This is a genomic window from Methylobacterium gnaphalii, from assembly GCF_007992215.1.
Taxonomy (GTDB): Bacteria; Pseudomonadota; Alphaproteobacteria; order Rhizobiales; family Beijerinckiaceae; genus Methylobacterium; species Methylobacterium gnaphalii.
In genome coordinates, this window is sequence record NZ_BJZV01000004.1 from 178,053 (window position 1) to 192,270 (window position 14,218).

Consider the following 14,218-nt stretch of genomic DNA (forward strand, 5'->3'; position numbering starts at 1 on the left):
GTAGGACTGCGCCAGAAGGATCAGGCGATGGCGGATGACAGCGAGCTCGACCGGACGATCGCTCCGCTGATCGCGCTGGCGCAGGAGGTTCTGCGCGGGAGCGCCTCCGCGGATACGGTCCAGGACGTGTCCGAGGAGGACTGGGGGGCTCTGCTCGACAGGATCCCGGCGCAGGCCCGGCAGAACGGCCTCGGCCTGCCGCTCGGCTGGCAGGAGGCCCTGACCCGTTACCGCGACCGTCAGCGGCTGCGGGCCGATGTCGACAACACCCGGCTCGCGGAGCAGGGTGAGGTGTTCAGCCGGGAAGACGACGCTTAGCGGCTGCAGCCGGTGCCTCGAGCAGCGCCTTGCGGCTCAATCCCTTGTGCACGTGGACCATGAGCGCGATGCCGAAGAGCGGCACGGCGAGGTTCACGATCGGCACCACCATCAGCCCCGCAAGCGCGGCCCCCGCGGTGAGCGTCGTGAGGTTGAAGTGCCGGCGCATCGCCTGCGCCTCGGCGATCGGCCGGAAGCGGCTGGCGGCGGCCTCGAAATATTCGCGGCTGAGCAGGTAGGCATTGGCGCCGAAGAAGGCGACGAGGTTCACGCCCGGCACGAAGATCAGGAGCAGCGCGACGAGGTTCACCACCAGCGCCAGCCCGGCGAAGCGCAGAGCGTAGAGCAGGGCCTGACTCCAGGGCAGGGCGCGGCCGGGCGGATCGTTCGGGAAGTCGGTGCGCTCGACGATCTCGGCGGCATCGTCGAGGAAGAAGCCGGCGACCAGGATCGAGACCGCCGGCATGATGTAGGCGAGGGCCACGAACAGCCCGGCGCCGGCCAGGAAGAACGCGATGGTGTCGAGGATCGGGTAGTCGGCCGCGATGTGGTGGCTCGCCTGGAACCACTGGATCAGCCGCGTCAGCGCGAACCAGACCACGATCAGGAGGCCGAGCGTCAGCGCCAGCGATTTCAGGAGGATCGCCCGCATGGCAGGCGAGAAGACCTGGCGCAGGGCCGCGGCGGCGGCTTTGATCAGCATCGGGGGTCCGCTTGTGCAACGACGTCGCGAGGGGTTCTCGCCGTACTCTGTCCTCCGTGCAAGGGCGGGTCCTTTCGCGGAGCCGCGCGTTCTCCCCCGCGAGCACATACTGAAGCGGAGCCGAGCATGCCGAGAACCGTCGCCCTGCTGATTGCGGGCACCCTGCTGGCTTCGCCGGCCGCAGCGCACGAGGTCGGCGCCTGGGCCGGGGCGAGCACGGCGCCGGCCGAGCGCTCGGAGGTCGCCGTCGCGGCGGTCGACGGCAAGGCTTACGTGGTGGGCGACTATAACGGCGAGACCGAGCTTCTGATCTACGACCTCGCGGGGGACAGCTGGAGCCGCGGCGCGCCGTTTCCCTATCCCGTGCACCACACCATGGCGGTGGGGCAGGGCGGCCTGATCTACGTGTTCGGCGGCTACGTGAACGGCTGGGAGGCGACGGACAAGGCTTGGGCCTACGACCCGAAGACGAATGCCTGGACGCCGCGCGCGCCGCTGCCGACCGCCCGCGCGGCCGGCGGCGCGACGCTGCTCGACGGCAGGATCCACGTCGTCGGCGGCAGCATCTCTGGCCGCAAGAACAACCCCGCTCACGAGGTCTACGACCCCGCGACCGATCGCTGGACCAAAGCCGCGCCGCTGCCGACGCCGCGCGATCACCTCGCGGTGCAGGCCCTCGGCGGCAAGATCGTCGCGGTCGGCGGAAGGGTCGACGGCAGCTCGGCCCAGAACCTCACGGCGAACCAGGTCTATGATCCTGCCAAGGATGCCTGGAGCGAGGCCGCACCGCTGCCGACGGCCCGCAGCGGCACCGCCTCGGCGGTCCTGGGGCAGGATGTCTACGTGATCGGCGGCGAGTCGAACCAGAAGACCTACGACGAGGTCGAGGCCTTCGACCTTCCGAAGAACTTCTGGCGCAGCCTCGCCAGACTGCCGACGGCCCGGCACGGCTTTGGCGCAGTGACCTATGACGGCCGGATCTACACCATCGTCGGCAGCCCGAAGCCCGGCGGGTTCAAGTCGGGTACGGTGGAGGTGTTCGACCCGAAAGGCGGCCCGGCAACACGCTGAGGTTCCTCTGCCGGTCCTTCGGTGATGGGATCGTGGGGCAGCCTCGGAATGACGACGGTCGGGCGGAGGTTGCGCCAGGCACAGGGCCGACATGCCCCTGCTCGGGCCTGCGGAACGGCGCGCTCGTCGCTAGGTTGCGGACATGCTGCGCTGCAAAATGGATTGGCTGTGACGAATTCTTCCGCTGTTTGTTGCGACGACAATCCTGCGCTCGATGCCGGAGGCGAGGTGTCTCCCTCGCTCGTCATCCTCGCGCTCGCCGTCGGCGGTTTCTCGATCGGCACGACCGAATTCGCCTCGATGAGCCTGCTGCCGGAATTTGCACCGGCTTTGGGCATCGACGCACCGACGGCCGGCCACGTGATCAGCGCCTACGCGCTCGGCGTGGTGGTGGGCGCACCGGTGATCGCGGTGCTCGCGGCGCGGATCGCGCGGCGGACGCTGCTCGTCGGCCTGATGGTGATGTTTGCCATCGGCAACCTGCTCTCCGCCCTGGCGCCGAGCTACGCGGCGATGATGGCCTTCCGCTTCATCGCCGGCCTGCCGCACGGTGCCTATTTCGGCGTGGCCATGCTGCTCGCCGCCTCACTGGTGCCCCACGCGAAACGGGCGCAGGCGGCAGCGAGGGTGCTCACGGGCCTCACCGTCGCCACAGTGGTCGGCGTGCCGCTCGCCAATGTCATCGGCCAGATCTTCGGCTGGCGCTGGAGTTTCGGGATCGTCGCCGGGCTCGCTCTGCTGACGGCCGCCCTGGTGCGGCTCTACGCGCCCCTGAGCCCGCCCATTGCGGGGGCGAGCCCGCTGCGGGAACTCGGTGCGCTCAAGCGCCGACAGGTCTGGCTGACGCTCGGCATCGGCGCCATCGGCTTCGGCGGCATGTTCTCGATGTACACCTACCTCGCCTCGACCATGCTGTCGGTGACGCGGGTCTCGCCGGCCCTGATCCCCGTGGCTCTCGCCGTCTTCGGCGCGGGACTGACCATCGGCAATCTCGGCTGGGCCTGGATCGCGGACCGCTCCGGCAAGCTTATGCTGTCGGCGGGCGCGACCTTGGTGTGGAGCGCCGTGGTGCTCGCCCTCTACCCGGCTGCGACCGCGAGCCTCTGGACGCTGCTGCCCGTCGTCTTCCTGATCGGCTGCAGCGGCGGCCTTGCCACCATCCTGCAGACCCGCCTGATGGATGTGGCGGAGGACGCACAGACGCTCGCCGCGGCACTCAACCACTCCGCCTTCAACGTCGCCAACGCCCTCGGTCCCTGGCTTGCCGGCCTCGCCATCGCCGCCGGCTTCGGCCTGCCGTCGACGGGTTGGGTCGGCGTCGCCCTGGCGCTCGGCGGCCTTGCCGTCTGGGCCGTGTCGCTGGCGCTCGATCGCGGCCGGGCGCCAGCGGTGCGCCCGGCCGTGTGAGGCCTTAAGACTGCCCGCTGCGCCGCGCCGCCACGGTGGCCAGCGCCGCGAAGTCGCGCTCGCCGTCGCCGTGGCTGATCGCGTCGATGAGGTTGTCGCGCAGCACGCTGGCGAAAGGCATTGGCACCCCGGCGCCCTCCGCCGCTGCAAGGACGAGGCGGATGTCCTTGGCACCGAGCCGTAGGGTGAAGCCCGGCGGCTCGTAGCGGTCCTCGGCGATCAGCGCGCCGTAGCCCTTGTAGACGGGCGAGGCGAACAGCGTGTTGGTCAGAAGGTCGAGCAGCGCGGCCTTCGAGACGCCGTGGCCCTCGGCGAAGGCCGAGGCCTCGCCCATGGCCTCGATCGCCGAGACGATCATGAAATTGCCGGCGAGCTTCACGGCATTCGCGGCCGAAGGCTCCGAGCCGAAGCGCCAGGTTTTGGCACCCATCGCGTCGAGGAGCGGCTGCACCTTCGTGATGGCAGCATCGTCGCCGGCCGCAACGATGTTCAGGGCCGCGTTCGCTGCCGCCTCCGGCCGCCCGAAGACGGGGGCAGCGACATAGGCTACGCCGGCGCGCTCGTGGATTGGAGCCAGCTCCCTGGCAAGCGCGACCGCCACCGTCGACATGCTGACATGCACGGCCGGCCGCTCGGCACCGTCGAGCAGGCCGCCCTCGACGATCACCGAGCGGAGCGCCGCATCGTCGGCGAGCATGGTGATCGCCGCGTCGCCCCGGAACGCCTCGGCCGCGGTGGCGACGCGCGTCGCGCCCTCGATGCCGTTTGCAGCCTCGGGCGAGCGGTTCCACACCCGGACGGTATGGCCCGCCTTCACGAGGTTGGCGGCCATGGCCTGGCCCATGCGGCCAAGTCCCAGAAATCCGATATCCATGCTCATCTCCGCCTCGGTAGGTCTTGCGGAACGCCAGGGGCCGCCGCGGAACGCATCACGGCGCCAGGCGACGGTTGCGGGTCGACCGCGCAGGGAAGATAGGGCATCGCCTCGCCCACATCGCCGCTGGAGGTCTTCCGCGACAGCATGACCGACACGCCTCAAGACGGCCTCCCGATCCGTGAGCGCCTGCTCGCGCTCCTGGCAATCGCGCTGGCGATGACGCTGGCGGTGCTCGACGGCGCGATCGTGAACGTGGCGCTGCCGGCCATGGCGAGGGATCTCGCCGTGCGGCCGGACCAGGCGATCTTCCTCGTCAACGGCTACCAGATCGCGGTGACCGCCTCGCTGTTGCCGCTGGCGGCGCTCGGCGACGGCATCGGCTATCGCAAGATCTATCTCGGGGGCCTGTCGGTCTTCACCCTGGCCTCGGCCGCCTGCGCCTACGCGCCCTCGCTCGACCTGCTGATCGTCGCGCGGATCGCGCAAGGGCTCGGCGCGGCGGGCATCATGAGCGTGAACATCGCGCTGGTGCGCTTCATCTACCCGGCGCGGCTGATCGGGCGCGGTGTCGGCAACGTCGCGCTCATCGTCGCCGTGGCCTCCGCCGCCGGACCGACGGTGGCCGCCGCGATCCTCTCGGTGGCGACCTGGCACTGGCTCTTCCTGGTGAACCTGCCGGTGGGCCTGGCGGCCCTGCTCGTCGGAGCGCGCACGCTGCCCCACACGCCGGCGAGCGGGCGCCGGCTCGATCTCCCGAGCAGCGTGCTCAACGCCCTGACCTTCGGCCGCGTCATCATCGGCGTCGACGGGCTCGGCAGCGCCGAGAGCCGCCCGCTCGCCTTCGCCGAGCTCGGGGGGGCCCTCGTCATCGGCACCGTCTTCGTGCGCCGCCAGCTCGCCCTGCCGGCGCCGCTGCTGCCGGTCGACCTGCTGCGCATCCCGGCCTTCGCGCTCTCCATGGCTAGCTCGATCTGCGCCTTCTCCTCGCAGATGACCGCCTTCGTGGCGCTGCCCTTCTACCTGCAGGACGTGCTGCATCTCTCGGCGACGCAGACCGGCCTGCTGATGACGCCCTGGCCGATCGCGGTGGCCGCGATGGCGCCCTTCGCCGGGCGGCTCTCCGACCGCTATCCGCCGGGTCTGCTCGGCGGGATCGGCCTCGCGACCATGGCGGCCGGGCTCACCGGCGTGGTGCTGCTGCCGGCCGATCCCTCGACGCTCGACATCGTCTGGCGGCTGAGCCTCACCGGGCTCGGCTTCGGCCTGTTCCAGTCGCCGAACAACCGACTGATCATCACCAGCGCCCCGCCGGAGCGCAGCGGCGGCGCCAGCGGCATGCAATCGACGGCGCGGCTGACCGGCCAGTCGCTCGGTGCGGCGCTCGTCGCGGTGCTGTTCGGGCTCACCCATGCCGACGGCGCGGGCGGCAGCCCGGCCCGTGCCGTGCTGTTCTCGCTTGCGGCCGCCATCGCGCTGGCGCTCACCGGGACGGTCACCAGCGTCCTGAGGAAGCCGCGGCCCGCAAAGTCATAGGGCGGGCATGGTCGATCGGTGCGCCCGTTCCTACGTTGCAGATGCGGGCGGGCGAGACCTTCAAGACGACGCGAGTGCAATCATGAATATCGATCTCACGGGCAAGAGCGCCCTCGTCACCGGTTCGACGGGCGGCATCGGCTACGCGGTGGCCAGGGAGCTGGCGCGGCTCGGCGCCTCCGTCGCCGTGAACGGGCGCACGGGTGAGCGGGTCGAGGCGGCCATCGCGCAGCTCAAGAGCGAGGTCCCGGACGGCCAGTTCATCCCCGCGGTCGGCAGCGTCAGTTCGGCCGAGGGCGTCGACGCGCTGGTCGCCAGCCTGCCGGCGGTCGACATCCTGATCAACAATGCCGGGATCTTCGAGCCGCGGCCGTTCTTCGAGATCGAGGATCGCGAGTGGCAGCGCTTCTTCGACGTGAACGTGATGAGCGGGATCCGGCTCTCGCGGGCCTATACGCCGGGCATGGTCGAGCGCGGCTGGGGGCGCGTGGTGTTCATCGCCAGCGAGTCCGGGATCAACATCCCCGTCGAGATGGTCCATTACGGGATGACGAAGACGGCGCAGCTCGCCATCTCGCGCGGCCTCGCCGAGACCGTCGGCGGCAGCGGCGTCACCGTGAACAGCGTGCTGCCGGGGCCGACCCTCACGGAGGGCGTCGCGGAATTCCTGAAATCGATGGGCGGCGCCGGAGCCGATCTCGATCAGGTCGGCCGCGAGTTCATCGCGGAGAACCGCCCAACCTCACTGATCAAGCGCCTTGCCTCGGCCGAGGAGGTGGCGAGCATGGTCGCCTATCTCTGCACGCCGGCCGCCAGCGCGACGACGGGGGCGGCCCTGCGGGTCGATGGCGGCGTGCTGCGCAGCATCGCCTGATCCGAGGAGCGCGCCGGCCGCTGACGAGGCCGGCGCCACTCCGGGGGAGGGTTAGCTAGCCCGGCTCAGGCCTTGAGGTGGGCGGCGAGGTGCTTGTTCATCTCGAACATCGAGCACTTGTCCTTGCCGAAGACCTTCTTGAGCTTGTCGTCGGCGACGATCTCGCGCTTGTTGGCCGGGTTCTGGAGGTTGTTCTTCTTGATGTGCTCCCAGACCTTGCTGACCACCTCGCCGCGGGCGAGCGGCTTGTCGCCGACGATGGCGGCGAGCTCGGGCGACGGCTTGAGGGGCTGCTGCAGGGCGTTCGGCTTGGCGGAGGCGCTCTTGGCGGTCGCGCTCTTGGCCGGGGCGGCCTTCGCGGCCGCGGCCTTTGGCGCGGCAGCCTTGGTCGTGGTGGTATTCTTAGCCATGGATTTCCTCCGTTCGGCGCTTGAGCGCAGATAGCTTGCCGGCCCGCCCCACGGGCACGTAGCAGCAACAACTAGACGGTGGCGCCGCCGTTCCAAGAGCGGAATGTCTCCGCCGCCCATGCCATCCACAGGCGTAACCCGCTTCCCGGATCATTCCGCGCCCACAGGGAAGTCCTGCACGCACCGAACCAAAGCTGTTCTCCGTCCTTCGGGATCAGGTCAAGTCGAAATGGTCGACTTCTGCGTGTATCGACCGGATTTCTCTCTGTTTGGGGCGATCTGACCGCTTCTGCGCACAGGCGACGGGCGTCACGGGATGTATTCGAGCGGCGTCGCCGATCGTAAAGGGGCCTCGGCCGTGCCGTCGCAGACCGGTCGTCGGCGGCCCGGCACAGCCGGGGATCCCAGGGGGCTTCTCACTCAGGCAGGGGCGATGGGTCGCATTGTCCGGCCGGAGTCTCGAGGCGGGCACTCCGCATCCGCCCCACCGTAGAAACCGCTCACTCTCTCATGAATAGTTGCGAATGCTGCGAGCCGCCGATTCTGGAGCGTATGTCCGGCGAGAGGCAGCTCCGGATGCTTCTGCCGATCCAGATCGGAGCAGGTTTGCCTCGGTTTCATCTCGACATCGGCGACGCGATCGTGCGGTCTCCGGTTGGCTGGGAAGCCGTCGCCAGCCGCATGCGCCCGATGATCAAGCCTGGATCCGGCGGCGCCCCCGTCGACCGCTGCGGGTCAGGACGAAGCGGGCGAGAAAGCTTGCCAGGTCGAACGACCGACCTGCCCTTCCAATCCGCACATCGATGCGTCCCTCGTCTGCCCATTGTCTTGCAAGAACGATGGCTGATGCCGGGCGTCCGCGCACCGCGGTCACGAGAGTGCCCCTGTCGAAGGCGCTGACTGTATAGGGCACCGGAAACTCCGTGCTGACTTGCGAATACAAACGTCTGCGCGTTCCTGTGTTCCACTTCGACGTTCCGATATAAACTCGCTGCGCTGCTGCACACGTCGCAGAAGATACTCGAGAGACGCGGGAAAACCTGCCTTATGTAAGTGTAGGCTTTGGCAACCCATGGAAGTCTGGCGTGATCGCCGCCGGGTGCCTCTCCTGTTCGCGCCGCTGACGCCCGATTGCAGAAGCCCCCGTGTGGTTGCCACACTCGCGAGGTTCAGGAGCCTCATGGCCTTCGCAATTGCTCCGATCGAGGAACCAGAGCCCGGCGAACGAGCCTATCGCGCCTATCGGCTCACAGCGTCGGGCGGCATCTGCGGCGTCGAGCACATCGAGGCCGGCGATGACGACGAGGCCAAGCTGCTCGCGGCCATGATCGTCAACAAGCATGGCGTCGATCTGTGGGAGCGTGCGCGGTATCTGGCGAGCTTCCCGCCTCTGAGGGCCGCGTTACGCCGGGAGGAAGCCTCCCCTGAGCACAGGGTGCAGGAGGGCGGGTAAGCCGGCTGTCCCGTCCTGCGCCGACGGCTGCACCCTCACATCCGGTCTTCTCCCATCCGGGAACCTCCCGCGGCTCCCGCGCTTTGGCAGGCCTGTGACCGCTTGCAGGGAGACAGCCGATGCCGACCGATCTGCCCAAGGAGCGTGCCCTGAGGCCACCGGGCAGCCTGGAGCTCGATCCGTCCTCCGGCGAAGGCGTCGCGGTTGACGAGACGGGGCGGCTGATCGCCTCGAACAAGGTCGAGGGCACGCCGGTCTTCAACGGCAGCGGCGAACGGCTCGGCTCGGTCTATAATTTCATGGTCGACAAGGTGTCGGGACAGGTCGCCTACGCGGTGCTGTCCTTCGGCGGCTTCCTCGGGATCGGCGAGACCTATCACCCGCTGCCCTGGAACGCGCTCACCTACTCGGTGGAGCTCGGAGGCTACGTGGTCGACCTCGACCGCGAGACCCTGGAGGGCGCGCCGACCCACGGGCCGGGCGAAGACCCGTTCTCCGAGCCCGGTTACGGCGAGCGTCTGAAGGGTCACTATGGCGGCAGGAAAGCGCCCGCGGCGTGATGCCCTCCGCGCGCCGCCCGTCCAGGCCTTGGCGCGCCGTGCGGATGACGGCCTCGGAAGACCGTCGGAGGCCGGCTTGGCCCTAGAACTTGCCGCCCATGCCGATGCCGCCGCTGGGCGTCAGGGACGGGGTCATGCCGTTGCTGCCGCCGCGGCCGCCGGTATCGGCGCCCTCGATCTCGTCGCGGCGGATGCGGCGGGGGCCGGCATCGGCCGTGCGCGTGTCACCCTTCGCGTTCTTGGGCAGCGACAGCGGACGGCCCGGCGCCGTGGAGATGGGATTGCCGTCGTCGTCGACGGCGACGGAGGTGCGCTGCGGAGCGCCCTTGATGCTGTCGCGCAGGGAGGGCGGCGGTCCGACCTCGGTCTCCGGCATGACGCCGCCCGTGCCGCCGATGATGTTCCCGAGGCCGCTGTTGCAGCCACCGAGCGAGACGGCGAGGAGCGCCACGGCGCAGAGTCTCGACGGAAGGGACATAGGCTCAAGATCCTCGAACAAGCCGCGACTGCATCCGGTGGGCTAGGCCGTGTTCCGGGCACCTCTACGGCCAGGATTGGGCGAAAAACAGACATCGCATCAGCCGATGTAAAGCGGTTCGGATGTTGTCCGCACGATTTCGGGGCCCTGCGCCGAGGTTTCCCGCGAGCGTTGCACGGTTGCGCCACCGAGCCGGGCCCCCCTTCGCGCCGCGGCCGCGCTGCCATCATCCGGCTCTTCGAGATCCATATCTTCGCCAAGGTCGGCCGCGATACGGGTGTCGCCAGTGGCCGGCGCCACGCGACTGGTTTAACCGATCGTTAACGAAGCCGGCCGAACCTTCGTCGTCTGTCAGATCCGCGACGGGTGGGGCTAACCGTGAGGTAGACGGGTGCTGAGACTGATCCGGACGATCGCATCATTGACGGTCGCCTTTGGTTCGCTGGCGACGGCTGCTCATGCCGGCGAAGCCGGTTCGGCGGGACAGCCCGAGGCACCCCCGAGCGCACCGGCAGCCACGCCCACCCCCGTGCCTCCGCCCGTCCCCCAGCCTACCGGTTCCGCGCCCGTCGCGACGCCCGGACAGCCCCCGGCCCAGCCACCCGCTCCCGCGGCCAATGCGCCGAGCCACGGGACGCCCGCCCTGGTGCTCGACACGGCAGACTACGAGGGGCTCCTGGGCAAGAGCGTGCGCGCCCAGAACGGCGACGATCTCGGCCGGATCATCGACGTGATCACCGACCGCGAGGGCCGTCCCCGTGCGGCGATCATCGATTTCGGCGGCTTCCTCGGCGTCGGCTCGCGCAAGATCGCCGTGGACTGGCGGGTGCTGAAATTCACCAGCGAGGGCAAGACCGGCCGCATCACGCTGGCCTTGAACCGTAACCAGGTCCGCGTCTCGCCCGAATACAAGACCGGCGAGCCCATCGTGGTGCTCGGCGCCACCGGCCAAAACACGCCGGCGGCGGAAGGCGAGGCCGCCGCCGCGCCTGCTGCTGTGCCAGGATCTGCGCCCGCTGCGGCACCGGCTCCTGCGCCTGCCGCGCAGGACAAGGCCGCTGCCTCCGACAAGCCGGTGGATAAACCGGAGAAGACTCCGGATAAATGATCGCGAACCGCCCCTTGGAGAGGCGCGCCGTCGGAGCGCGTGATGGCGCCCGGCCCGAGCCCCGCGGACGCGCGGGCCGGCCGGCCCTGCGCCGCGACGCGGTGACTGGTGGCCCGATGCCCGAGACGCCGGAGGCATCGAAGCGCAGCGGCCGGGGGCTCGATGCCTTCACCTTCTTCATCGCGAACCTGCAGACCGGCTTCGGCCCCTTCCTCGCTGTCTATTTCACGCAGCAGAAGTGGACCCAGTCGGATATCGGGCTCGCCCTGACGGTAGGCGGCCTGGTCAGCCTGCTCGGCCAGGTGCCCGGCGGTGCCTTCGTCGATGCCTCGCGCTCCAAGCGTTTCGCCGCCGGCTTCTCGGCCTTCTGGGTCGGGGCGAGCGCGGTGATGCTCGCGGCTTTTCCGAGCTATCTCGTCGTACTGCTCGCCATGGCGATCCACTCGGCGGCGAGCTGCGTGCTGACGCCGGCCATCGCCGCCATCGGCATCGGCATGGTCGGGCACGCCAAGGCCGGCGCGCGTCTCGGGCGCAATGCAAGTTTCTCCGCCATCGGCAACGCGCTGGGCGCGGCCTCGATGGGGGCGATCGGTTACTACCTGACCAATGACGCGGTGTTCTACTTCGCCGGCGCCCTGGTGGTCCCGGCCCTGTTCGCGCTGTCCTTCATCCCGGCTCGCTCCATCCGCGAGGTCTCGCAGCCGGAGGCCGGCGCCGCCGAGTCCGAGGGATCGGTGAAGGCGCTGCTCACCAACCGGGCGCTGCTGTGCTTCGCCGCCTGCATGGTGCTGTTCTTCCTCGCCAACGCCGCGATGATGCCGCTGGTCGGCAGCGTGCTGACCATGCGGGCCAGCGAGACCGCGACCGCGCTGGTGGCCGCCTGCATCATGGTCCCGCAGGCCGTGCTCGCGCTCACCGCCCCGCTCGCGGGCCGCCTCGCCCAGGTCTGGGGCCGCAAGCCGCTCCTGCTGATCGGCTTCGCCGCTCTGCCGATCCGCGGCCTGCTCTTCGCCTACGTGGACAACCCCTACTGGCTGGTCGCGATCCAGATCTTCGACGGCGTCTCGGCCTCGGTGCTCGGGGTGATGGTGCCGCTGATCGTCTCCGACGTGACCCGCAGGACCGGCCGCTTCAACCTCGCTCTCGGCGCCGTCGGCACGGCGATGGGACTCGGCGCGGCGCTCTCGACCTCGTTCGGCGGCTACATGGCCGACCATCTCGGCAGCCAGAGCGCCTTCCTCGGTCTCGCCATCGTTGGCGCGCTGGGAACGGCGCTGGTGGCGCTCGTCATGCCCGAGACGCGGCGGCCCGAGCCAGCGCAGCAGCCCTGATCGACCCGCGGCCGGGTTTCGACCGGCGCCGTCATTTCCGGGCCGCGAAGCGGAACCGGACAGGCGGCGATGGTTTGTCGAACTGGCTGCCAGGCCTGGCTTCGAGCGGCGCGCGACTTGCGTCGGATCATGCCGCCCGCTCAACTCGGGTTCAGGTTCGGCGGCTATAACCGCAAAAACGGCGGCCCGCCGAAACATAGGGCGACGCATCGCGTTGCGTTACGGGCACCCCTGCGTTTGCGGTGGTTCCCCTTCAGCGACGACGTTTATCGATCGAATCGGGATTTGCGATCGCGATGGAAGAACTCACACCGTACGCGGACCGGCCGTTCGCCTTCGTTGGCCGGTACCTGAAGCGGCGCCTGCTGCCCCACCTCGTGATCCTCATCTCGGTTCTCGGAGCCGTCAGCTTCTCGGTCTCGACCGACTGGGCGCTGAAGGGCGTCGTCGACTCGCTGAGCAAGGGTCCGAGCAGCGGCCAAGTCTGGACCGCGCTCGCCGTTCTGATCGCGTTCATCGCCGCCGACAACCTGCTCTGGCGCGTGGCCGCGCTCATCGGCGCCTTCACCTTCGTCGGCGTGACCGGCGACATCCGCCGCGACCTGTTCCGGCACCTGACCGGACACTCGCCCTCGTTCTTCTCCGACCGTCAGCCCGGGACGCTCGCCTCGCGCATCACCGCCACCTCGAACGCGATCTTCACGGTCGAGAACATGGCGACGTTCAACGTGCTGCCGCCCTGCATCGCGGCCTTCCTGTCGATCGTCTATATCGGCACCGTGAACCTCACGATGGCGCTCGTGCTCGCCGGCATCTTCGGCGCCGTCGTCGTGCTGATGTTCAAGATGGCCTCGGCCGGCAAGCCGCTGCACCACGACTTCGCCGCGAAGGCGGCGAGCGTCGACGGCGAGATGGTCGACCTCGTCGGCAACATGAACCTCGTGCGCGCCTTCTCGGCCTTCCGCCGCGAACAGACCCGCTTCGAGGGCACCATCGGCACCGAGATGCGCTCGCGCCGCTCCTCGCTGCTCTACCTCGAGAAGCTGCGCATCACGCACGCCTTCCTCACCGTCGTCTCGATCCTCGGCCTGCTCTACTGGGTCATCGAGATGTGGGAGGCGGGCAATGCCACCAACGGCCAGGTTGTGCTCGTCACCACGCTCGGCATCCGCATCCTCGCTGCCACGCGCGACCTCGCCGTGGCGCTGGTGGACGCGACCCAGCACACCGCGCGCCTCTCCGAGGCCCTGCACACGCTGCTGCAGCCGCACGATCTCGTCGACCATCCCGAGGCGGTGCCGCTGGAGGGCAAGGGCGGCGTCGAGATGAATTTCGACCACGTCGCCTTCCAGTATCCGGACGGCCGCACGGTCTTCTCGGATTTCAACCTGAACATCCCGGCCGGGCAGAGCGTCGGCCTCGTCGGCAAGTCGGGCGGCGGCAAGTCGACCCTGTTCTCGCTGATCCAGCGCTTCTACGAGGTGCAGGGCGGCAAGATCGAGATCAACGGCCAGGACATCACCCTGGTGACACAGGAATCCCTGCGCGAGGCGATCACCGTGGTCCCGCAGGACGTCTCGATGTTCCACCGCTCGCTCCTGGAGAACATCCGCTACGGCCGGCCGGATGCGAGCGACGAGGATGTGCGCAAGGCTGCCGAGGCGGCGCATTGCACCGACTTCATCGAGGCCCTGCCCGAGGGCTACGACACCATCGTCGGCGACCGCGGCGTGAAGCTGTCGGGCGGCCAGCGCCAGCGCATCGCCATCGCCCGCGCGATCCTGAAGGACTCGCCGATCCTGCTCCTCGACGAGGCCACCTCGGCGCTGGATTCCGAGTCGGAATCGGCGATCCGCGCGGCGCTCGCCAACCTGATGAAGGGCCGCACGGTGATCGCCATCGCGCACCGGCTCTCGACGCTGAAGGATTTCGACCGGATCGTCGTGCTGGAGGATGGCCGCATCAGCCAGGACGGCTCGCCCGAGATGCTCACCCACAAGGAGGGCTTCTACCGGGAGTTGCTCAAGAAGGAATCGATGTCGGTGTCGCTGGCCGCGGCCTGAGACCCCGGCACGGCTTGGAAAAAAGGGCGCCC

The 14,218-nt window shown here is 69.2% G+C and carries 14 protein-coding genes; 10 read left to right on the top strand and 4 right to left on the bottom strand.

From position 1 onward, the window contains the following. The first annotated feature begins 27 nt into the window (after positions 1 to 27). Positions 28 to 318: a hypothetical protein gene (locus MGN01_RS05190; protein ID WP_147045519.1), complete on the top strand. Its 291-nt coding sequence runs from the start codon at positions 28 to 30 to the stop codon at positions 316 to 318. Here MGN01_RS05190 and MGN01_RS05195 read toward each other — a convergent pair. Next, positions 296 to 1,021 carry a sulfate transporter family protein gene (locus MGN01_RS05195; RefSeq protein ID WP_147045520.1) on the bottom strand — a complete coding sequence of 242 codons (726 nt, stop codon included), beginning with the start codon at positions 1,019 to 1,021 and terminating at the stop codon, positions 296 to 298. The two genes, MGN01_RS05190 and MGN01_RS05195, sit on opposite strands and share 23 nt — an antisense overlap. A gap of 126 nt (positions 1,022 to 1,147) precedes the next feature. On the opposite strand from MGN01_RS05195, the gene MGN01_RS05200 reads away from it, so the two are divergent. Then, positions 1,148 to 2,092, top strand: a complete 945-nt coding sequence (locus MGN01_RS05200) for a Kelch repeat-containing protein (RefSeq protein WP_147045521.1) — start codon at positions 1,148 to 1,150, stop codon at positions 2,090 to 2,092. A 228-nt stretch (positions 2,093 to 2,320) separates the two neighbouring features. Then, a complete protein-coding gene (locus tag MGN01_RS05205) occupies positions 2,321 to 3,499 on the top strand; it encodes an MFS transporter (protein WP_238257608.1) in 1,179 nt (392 codons plus the stop codon). A 4-nt stretch (positions 3,500 to 3,503) separates the two neighbouring features. On the opposite strand, the gene MGN01_RS05210 is transcribed toward MGN01_RS05205, so the two are convergent. Beyond that, positions 3,504 to 4,373 carry an NAD(P)-dependent oxidoreductase gene (locus MGN01_RS05210; RefSeq protein WP_147045523.1) on the bottom strand — a complete coding sequence of 290 codons (870 nt, stop codon included), beginning with the start codon at positions 4,371 to 4,373 and terminating at the stop codon, positions 3,504 to 3,506. A 147-nt stretch (positions 4,374 to 4,520) separates the two neighbouring features. On the opposite strand from MGN01_RS05210, the gene MGN01_RS05215 reads away from it, so the two are divergent. Together MGN01_RS05215 and MGN01_RS05220 are read left to right on the top strand one after the other, a co-directional pair. After that, entirely contained in the window at positions 4,521 to 5,909 is a 1,389-nt protein-coding gene (locus MGN01_RS05215) for an MFS transporter (RefSeq protein WP_147045524.1), read from the top strand. A gap of 82 nt (positions 5,910 to 5,991) precedes the next feature. Continuing rightward, the gene (locus tag MGN01_RS05220; RefSeq protein WP_147045525.1) at positions 5,992 to 6,783 is read left to right on the top strand and encodes an SDR family NAD(P)-dependent oxidoreductase; all 792 of its coding nucleotides are present in this window, start codon (positions 5,992 to 5,994) and stop codon (positions 6,781 to 6,783) included. A 65-nt stretch (positions 6,784 to 6,848) separates the two neighbouring features. Here the strand turns inward: MGN01_RS05220 and MGN01_RS05225 are convergent, their stop codons facing one another. Continuing rightward, positions 6,849 to 7,193 (bottom strand): SWIB/MDM2 domain-containing protein, encoded by a 345-nt coding sequence (locus tag MGN01_RS05225; RefSeq protein WP_147045526.1) that lies wholly within the window; start codon positions 7,191 to 7,193, stop codon positions 6,849 to 6,851. Between the two features lie 1,180 nt (positions 7,194 to 8,373). On the opposite strand from MGN01_RS05225, the gene MGN01_RS05230 reads away from it, so the two are divergent. Together MGN01_RS05230 and MGN01_RS05235 are read left to right on the top strand one after the other, a co-directional pair. Beyond that, positions 8,374 to 8,646, top strand: coding sequence for a hypothetical protein (locus tag MGN01_RS05230; RefSeq protein ID WP_147045527.1), 273 nt, complete (start codon positions 8,374 to 8,376; stop codon positions 8,644 to 8,646). A 119-nt stretch (positions 8,647 to 8,765) separates the two neighbouring features. After that, positions 8,766 to 9,206, top strand: coding sequence for a PRC-barrel domain-containing protein (locus tag MGN01_RS05235; RefSeq protein ID WP_147045528.1), 441 nt, complete (start codon positions 8,766 to 8,768; stop codon positions 9,204 to 9,206). Between the two features lie 82 nt (positions 9,207 to 9,288). Here the strand turns inward: MGN01_RS05235 and MGN01_RS05240 are convergent, their stop codons facing one another. Beyond that, a complete protein-coding gene (locus tag MGN01_RS05240; protein WP_147045529.1) occupies positions 9,289 to 9,684 on the bottom strand; it encodes a hypothetical protein in 396 nt (131 codons plus the stop codon). A gap of 391 nt (positions 9,685 to 10,075) precedes the next feature. Between MGN01_RS05240 and MGN01_RS05245 the strand changes: the two genes are divergently transcribed. The 3 genes from MGN01_RS05245 (at position 10,076) to MGN01_RS05255 (ending at position 14,186) form a co-directional block, all read left to right on the top strand. Then, positions 10,076 to 10,792: a PRC-barrel domain-containing protein gene (locus MGN01_RS05245; protein WP_147045530.1), complete on the top strand. Its 717-nt coding sequence runs from the start codon at positions 10,076 to 10,078 to the stop codon at positions 10,790 to 10,792. After that, complete coding sequence (locus MGN01_RS05250; protein ID WP_147045531.1) at positions 10,789 to 12,123, top strand: MFS transporter; 1,335 nt, start codon at positions 10,789 to 10,791, stop codon at positions 12,121 to 12,123. The genes MGN01_RS05245 and MGN01_RS05250 overlap by 4 nt, the downstream gene beginning before the upstream one ends. A 296-nt stretch (positions 12,124 to 12,419) precedes the next feature. Next, positions 12,420 to 14,186, top strand: a complete 1,767-nt coding sequence (locus tag MGN01_RS05255) for an ABC transporter ATP-binding protein (protein WP_147045532.1) — start codon at positions 12,420 to 12,422, stop codon at positions 14,184 to 14,186. The last annotated feature ends 32 nt before the right edge of the window (positions 14,187 to 14,218 follow it).

Coding starts and splice junctions, on each gene's coding strand:
- MGN01_RS05250 (WP_147045531.1), top strand. CDS start 10,789: ATGATCGCGAACCGCCCCTTGGAGAGGCGCGCCGTCGGAGCGCGTGAT.
- MGN01_RS05235 (WP_147045528.1), top strand. CDS start 8,766: ATGCCGACCGATCTGCCCAAGGAGCGTGCCCTGAGGCCACCGGGCAGC.
- MGN01_RS05210 (WP_147045523.1), bottom strand. CDS start 4,373: ATGGATATCGGATTTCTGGGACTTGGCCGCATGGGCCAGGCCATGGCC.
- MGN01_RS05195 (WP_147045520.1), bottom strand. CDS start 1,021: ATGCTGATCAAAGCCGCCGCCGCGGCCCTGCGCCAGGTCTTCTCGCCT.
- MGN01_RS05255 (WP_147045532.1), top strand. CDS start 12,420: ATGGAAGAACTCACACCGTACGCGGACCGGCCGTTCGCCTTCGTTGGC.
- MGN01_RS05225 (WP_147045526.1), bottom strand. CDS start 7,193: ATGGCTAAGAATACCACCACGACCAAGGCTGCCGCGCCAAAGGCCGCG.
- MGN01_RS05220 (WP_147045525.1), top strand. CDS start 5,992: ATGAATATCGATCTCACGGGCAAGAGCGCCCTCGTCACCGGTTCGACG.
- MGN01_RS05190 (WP_147045519.1), top strand. CDS start 28: ATGGCGGATGACAGCGAGCTCGACCGGACGATCGCTCCGCTGATCGCG.
- MGN01_RS05200 (WP_147045521.1), top strand. CDS start 1,148: ATGCCGAGAACCGTCGCCCTGCTGATTGCGGGCACCCTGCTGGCTTCG.
- MGN01_RS05230 (WP_147045527.1), top strand. CDS start 8,374: ATGGCCTTCGCAATTGCTCCGATCGAGGAACCAGAGCCCGGCGAACGA.
- MGN01_RS05215 (WP_147045524.1), top strand. CDS start 4,521: ATGACCGACACGCCTCAAGACGGCCTCCCGATCCGTGAGCGCCTGCTC.
- MGN01_RS05240 (WP_147045529.1), bottom strand. CDS start 9,684: ATGTCCCTTCCGTCGAGACTCTGCGCCGTGGCGCTCCTCGCCGTCTCG.